4 protein-coding genes and 1 pseudogene are annotated in these 5,916 nt (G+C 72.8%); 2 read left to right on the forward strand and 3 right to left on the reverse strand.

The features are described from left to right. On the reverse strand, positions 1-2,289 hold a 2,289-nt coding region (locus RIF68_RS24710; protein WP_309053499.1), incomplete at its 3' end, for a DUF3516 domain-containing protein. 127 nt (positions 2,290-2,416) lie between these two features. Here RIF68_RS24710 and RIF68_RS24715 point away from each other — a divergent pair. Next, a complete protein-coding gene (locus RIF68_RS24715; RefSeq protein WP_309053500.1) occupies positions 2,417-3,208 on the forward strand; it encodes a metal-dependent hydrolase in 792 nt (263 codons plus the stop codon). 6 nt (positions 3,209-3,214) lie between these two features. On the opposite strand, the gene RIF68_RS24720 is transcribed toward RIF68_RS24715, so the two are convergent. After that, complete coding sequence (locus RIF68_RS24720; protein ID WP_309053501.1) at positions 3,215-4,174, reverse strand: TetR/AcrR family transcriptional regulator C-terminal domain-containing protein; 960 nt, start codon at positions 4,172-4,174, stop codon at positions 3,215-3,217. A 181-nt stretch (positions 4,175-4,355) separates the two neighbouring features. Between RIF68_RS24720 and RIF68_RS24725 the strand changes: the two genes are divergently transcribed. After that, the gene (locus RIF68_RS24725) at positions 4,356-5,567 is read left to right on the forward strand and encodes an FAD-dependent monooxygenase (protein ID WP_309053502.1); all 1,212 of its coding nucleotides are present in this window, start codon (positions 4,356-4,358) and stop codon (positions 5,565-5,567) included. Positions 5,568-5,659: 92 nt separating this feature from the next. On the opposite strand, the pseudogene RIF68_RS24730 reads toward RIF68_RS24725, so the two are convergent. After that, positions 5,660-5,916, reverse strand: a pseudogene (locus RIF68_RS24730) (ABC transporter ATP-binding protein); the annotation flags it as partial.

Raw genomic sequence — 5,916 nt, forward strand, 5'->3', positions numbered from 1 at the left:
GTCCATGGCCTCGCCCCAGGCGTCCGCGTCCCAGCCGGAATCGGCGTCCATCGCCCCCAGCTCCTCCACGTTGTCCAGGGCCGCGAGCTCCACCCGCCGGAACATGGCGTTGCGGACCAGGACGCGGAAGGCGCGCGCGTTCGCCGTGACCGGCTTGACCTGGTCGGCCTTCTCCTGCGCCTCCTCCGCCGTCTCGACCTCCGGGTTCGCCAGCTGCTCCCACTCGTCGAGCAGCGAGGAGTCCACCTGGCGCACCATCTCGCCCAGCCAGGCGATCAGATCCTCCAGGTCCTCGGTCTTCAGGTCGTCCGGGATGGTGTGGTCCAGCGCCTTGTAGGCGCTCGCCAGGTAACGCAGCACGATCCCCTCGGTCCGTGCCAGCTCGTAGTGGGAGGTGAACTCGGTGAAGGTCATCGCCCGTTCGTACATGTCACGGATGACGGACTTCGGCGACACCGGGTGGTCGCCCACCCACGGGTGGGACTTCCGGTAGACGTTGTACGCGTGCCAGAGCAGCTCCTCCAGCGGCTTCGGGTACGAGATCTCCTGGAGCCGCTCCATCCGCTCCTCGTACTCGACGCCGTCGGCCTTCATCGCGCCGACCGCCTCGCCGCGTGCCTTGTTCTGCTGCGCGGCCAGGATCTGGCGCGGGTCGTCGAGCGTCGACTCCACCACCGACACCATGTCCAGGGCGTACGAGGGCGACTCCTGGTCCAGCAGGTCGAAGGCGGCCAGCGCGAAGGTCGACAGCGGCTGGTTCAGCGCGAAGTCCTGCTGGAGGTCGACGGTCAGGCGGATCGTGCGGCCCTCGGCGTCCGGGGTCTCCAGCCGCTCCACCACCCCGCCGTCGAGCAGCGAACGGTAGATCGCGATGGCCCGCCGGATGTGCCGCAGCTGGTTCTGCCGCGGCTCGTGGTTGTCCTCCAGGAGGGTGCGCATCGCCTCGAAGGCGTTCCCGGGCCGGGCGATCACCGACAGCAGCATGGTGTGGGTGACCCGGAAGCGGGAGGTCAGCGGCTCCGGCTCGGAGGCGATCAGCTTCTCGAAGGTGTTCTCCGACCAGGCGACGAAGCCCTCCGGCGCCTTCTTGCGGACGACCTTGCGGCGCTTCTTCGGGTCGTCGCCCGCCTTGGCGAGCGCCTTCTCGTTCTCGATGACGTGCTCGGGGGCCTGCGCCACCACGAAACCGGCCGTGTCGAAACCGGCCCGCCCGGCCCGGCCCGCGATCTGGTGGAACTCCCGCGCCCGCAGCGTCCGCACCCGGTTGCCGTCGTACTTCGTCAGGGCCGTGAACAGCACCGTGCGGATCGGCACGTTCACGCCGACGCCGAGGGTGTCCGTACCGCAGATCACCTTCAGCAGACCCGCCTGCGCCAGCTTCTCCACGAGCCGCCGGTACTTGGGCAGCATGCCGGCGTGGTGCACGCCGATGCCGTGCCGCACGTACCGCGAGAGGTTCCGGCCGAAGGAGGTGGTGAACCGGAAATTGCCGATCATCTCGGCGATCCGGTCCTTCTCCTCCCGCGTGCACATGTTGATGCTCATCAGCGACTGCGCCCGCTCCACGGCCTGCGCCTGTGTGAAGTGGACGATGTAGACCGGGGACTGCTTGGTGTCCAGGAGTTCGGTGAGGGTGTCGGTGATCGGGGTCGTCCGGTACTCGTACGACAGCGGCACCGGCCGGGTCGCCGAGCGGACCACCGAGGTCGGACGCCCGGTCCGACGCGTCAGGTCCTTCTCGAACATCGACACGTCGCCGAGCGTCGCCGACATGAGGACGAACTGGGCCTGCGGCAGTTCGAGCAGCGGGATCTGCCAGGCCCAGCCGCGGTCCGGCTCGGCGTAGAAGTGGAACTCGTCCATCACCACCTGGCCGATGTCGGCGTCCTTGCCGTCCCGCAGGGCGATCGAGGCCAGCACCTCGGCGGTGCAGCAGATCACCGGGGCGTCGGCGTTCACGGAGGCGTCGCCGGTCAGCATGCCGACGTTCTCCGTGCCGAACAGCTTGCACAGGTCGAAGAACTTCTCCGACACCAGCGCCTTGATCGGCGCCGTGTAGAAGGTCACCTGGTCGTGGGCGAGGGCCGTGAAGTGCGCCCCGGCGGCCACCAGGGACTTCCCCGAACCGGTCGGGGTGGAGAGGATCACGTTCGCCCCCGACACCACCTCGATCAGCGCCTCCTCCTGGGCCGGGTAGAGCGTGATGCCCCGCTCCTCGGCCCAGGTGGAGAAGGCCTCGAAGAGGGCGTCGGGGTCGGCGGTCGGCGGCAGCTGATCGATAAGGGTCACGCCCCCATCTTGCCTGGATTCCCCCCGGAGGCGGGAACCGGCCGCCCCGAACGAAGATCATCGACGGTAGGCTCGTCGGTCGACCGGCCGTCACGCGCGCCGGAGGGAGAACGGGGCGACACCGAACATGATGGGACCGGCGCACTCGCTGTCGGGAGCGGCGGCCTGGCTCGGTGTGGGAGCGGCCGCGGCCGCCCTCGACCACCCGATGCCCTGGCCGGTCCTCCTCACCGGCGCGCTCATCTGCGCGGGCGCCGCCCTCGCCCCCGACCTCGACCACCGGTCCGCGACGATCTCGCGCGCCTTCGGCCCGGTCTCGCGCGGCCTGTGCGGGATCGTCGACAAGCTGTCGTACGCGGTCTACAGGGCGACCCGCTCGGCCGCCGACCCGCGCCGCTCCGGCGGCCACCGGACGCTCACCCACACCTGGCTCTGGGCCGTGCTCATCGGGGCCGGCGCGTCCACGGCCGCGGTCACCGGCGGGCGGTGGGCGGTGCTCGGCCTCCTCTTCGTCCATCTGGTCCTCGCCGTGGAGGGGCTGCTGTGGCGGGCCGCCCGCATGTCCAGCGACATCCTGGTGTGGCTTCTCGGCGCGACGAGCGCCTGGATCATCGCCGGGATCCTCGACCAGCCGGGCAACGGCGCGAACTGGCTGTTCACGGAGCCCGGGCAGGAGTACCTGTGGCTGGGCCTGCCGGTTCTCCTCGGCGCCCTCGTCCACGACATCGGGGACGCCCTCACCGTCTCCGGCTGCCCGATCCTGTGGCCCATACCCGTCGGCCGCAAGCGCTGGTACCCGGTCGGCCCGCCGAAGGCGCTGCGCTTCCGGGCCGGCAGCTGGGTCGAGCTGAAGGTCCTCATGCCGGCCTTCATGGTCCTCGGCGGGGTCGGCGGGGCCTCGGCCCTCGGCTTCATCTGAGGGCCGCTACGGAGTACCGCCGTCCAGCAGGACGGCGAGGCCGTCCAGGAGGCGCTGGAGGCCGAACTCGAACAGGGCGTCCAGGTCGAGGTCGTACCCGGTGGCGGTGAGGCGGGCCAGCGCGGGGAACCCGCCGGAGGTGAGCAGCGCCTCGAACGCGGGCTCCCGCTCGTCCATCCACTCCTCGCTGTTCAGGCCGCTGTACGCCTCGGCCTCGCGCTCCGACTCCAGGTGGACGGCGATGCCCTGGGCATGGTTGAGCAGCGTCAGGTGCGCGGTGAAGGCGGACCGGAGGTCCAGCCCCCGGGCGTGCAGGGCGCCGAGGACCCACTCGCTGTAGGGGAGGGCCGAGGTGATCATCTGCGGCCGGGTCACCGAGAGGGCGGGGCCGAGCCAGGGGTGACGGCGGAACCCCTCCCAGAGCTGCCGGGCCGCCAGCTCGACGGCCTCCCGCCAGTCCGCCGGCCGCTCCCCGGGCAGCGGCCGCTCCGCGAACACCGCGTCCATCATCCGGACCAGGAGGTCGTCCTTGTCCGCGACGTGCCGGTACAGCGACATGGCCGCCACACCCAGCTCGGCGGCCACCCGGCGCATCGAGAGCCCGGCCAGTCCCTCCGCGTCGGCGACCGTGACCGCGGCGGCCACGATCCGCTCCAGGGTGAGGGCCGACTGACCGGAGGGCGCGGATGCGGGCCCGCTCCTGCGCGGGGCGGGGGCCGGCCGCGCGGCCCGCGCGGGGCCCGCAGGGCTCTCCACGACCGTTCCGACGCCGGGGACGGCCCGCACCACGCCCTGGCGGCGCAGCTCGGTCAGTGCCTTGGTCGCCGTGGCCATCGCGACACCCCACTGCCGGGTGATCTCCCGGGTGGAGGGCACGCGCGCGCCCGGGGGCAGCTCGCCCGATTCGATCCGGGCGCGCAGTTCGTCGACGATCCGGCCGTAACGCGGGGACGCCTGTCCGCCCACCTCTACCCCCTGCACTAGTGCACCTGGACCGTCGCATCCTAACCGGCGGGGGCGGGGGAGTGGTGCGGGAACAGCCCGGGCCGGGACGCTGGTGCACTAGTGCTGTGAGGGCATCGGTGCCCGTACTTCAGGGGAAATTCGGGCTTGCGGGCATGCGCGCGTACGCCGTACGGTCGCGTCCATGGAGAACAGTGGGATCCTCATCAGCGGAGCCGGTGTCGCGGGCCCGGCTCTGGCGTACTGGCTACGCAGGGCGGGCTTCGCCGTCACGGTCGTGGAGCGCGCCCCGGCGCCCCGGCCGGGCGGGCAGACCGTCGACCTGCGCGGCGCGGGCCGTACCGTCATCGAACGGATGGGCCTGATGGACCGGGCCAGGGCGGAGAGCGTGGAGCAGCGCGGCCTGGCCCTCGTCGACGCGGCGGGCCGCGTCACGGCCCGCCTGCCCGCCGACAGCTTCGGCGGCGAGGGCATCGTCTCCGAGATCGAGATCCTCCGCGGCGACCTGGCCCGCATCCTGTACGAGGCCACCCTGCCCGGCACCGCGTACCTGTTCGACGACACCGTGACCGGCATCGAACAGGACGCGGACGGGGTCACCGTCACCTTCGAGAAGGCGGCCCGGCGCCGGTTCGCCCTGGTGATCGGCGCGGACGGCCCGCACTCCGTGGTGCGTTCCCTGGCCTTCGGCCCCGAGAGCGCCTTCGTCCACCCCATCGGCCTGTACACCGCCTGGTTCACCGCGACCGGCGGGCCGGACCTGGACGGCTGGTACCTGATGCACAACGCGCCCGGCGGTCTGGTGGCCTCGGCGCGGCCCGGCCGCGCGCCCGGGGAGATCAAGGCGGGACTCGCGTTCCGCTCGGCCCCGCTCGCCGTCGACCGCAGGGACGTCGCCGCCCAGCGGCGGATCCTGGCCGAGCGGTTCGCCGGCGTCGGCTGGGAGACCCCGCGCCTGCTGCGCGCGATGCGCACGGCCCCGGACTTCTTCTTCGACTCCATGGGCCAGGTCCGGCTGGAGAGCTGGTCGCGCGGCCGCGTGGCGCTGCTCGGCGACGCCGGCCACTGCGCGACGCCGCTGACCGGCCTCGGCACCAGCCTGGCCCTGGTCGGCGCCTACGTCCTGGCCGGCGAACTCGCCGCCGCGCGGGGCGACCACCGCGCCGCCTTCGCCCGCTACGACGAGGTGATGCGCCCCTACGTCCGCCGGGCCCAGGAGCTCCCGCCGGGCGGCGCCGCCGGCTTCGCCCCCCTCGGCCGGCTGGGCATCGGTCTGCGGAACCTCTCCGTGCGCCAGATGACCCGCCGGCCGATGCGGTCCCTCCTCGGCGCGCAGTTCGCCAAGGCGGGGAGCATCGCGCTGCCCTCGTACGACATCGCCGCGACGGGCGTGTGACGGGGGGCGGATCCGGCACGGGCGCCACCGGGACCGCCGCCGACCGCCGCCACCGGGGCCCGCCCCCGCCGGCCGGGCGGCCCCGCCCCTGCCTACCCGTGCCAGGACCGCCACAGCGCCGCGTACGCGCCGTCCGCCGCCACCAGGTCGTCGTGACTGCCCAGTTCGCTGATCCGGCCGGACTCGACCACCGCGATCAGGTCCGCGTCGTGCGCGGTGTGCAGGCGGTGCGCGATGGCCACCACCGTCCGCCCGTCCAATACCCGGCTCAGGGAGCGCTCCAGGTGGCGGGCCGCCCGCGGGTCGAGCAGGGAGGTCGCCTCGTCCAGAACCAGGGTGTGCGGGTCCG

The organism is Streptomyces sp. (assembly GCF_031178505.1).
Lineage (GTDB): Bacteria > Actinomycetota > Actinomycetes > Streptomycetales > Streptomycetaceae > Streptomyces > Streptomyces gulbargensis.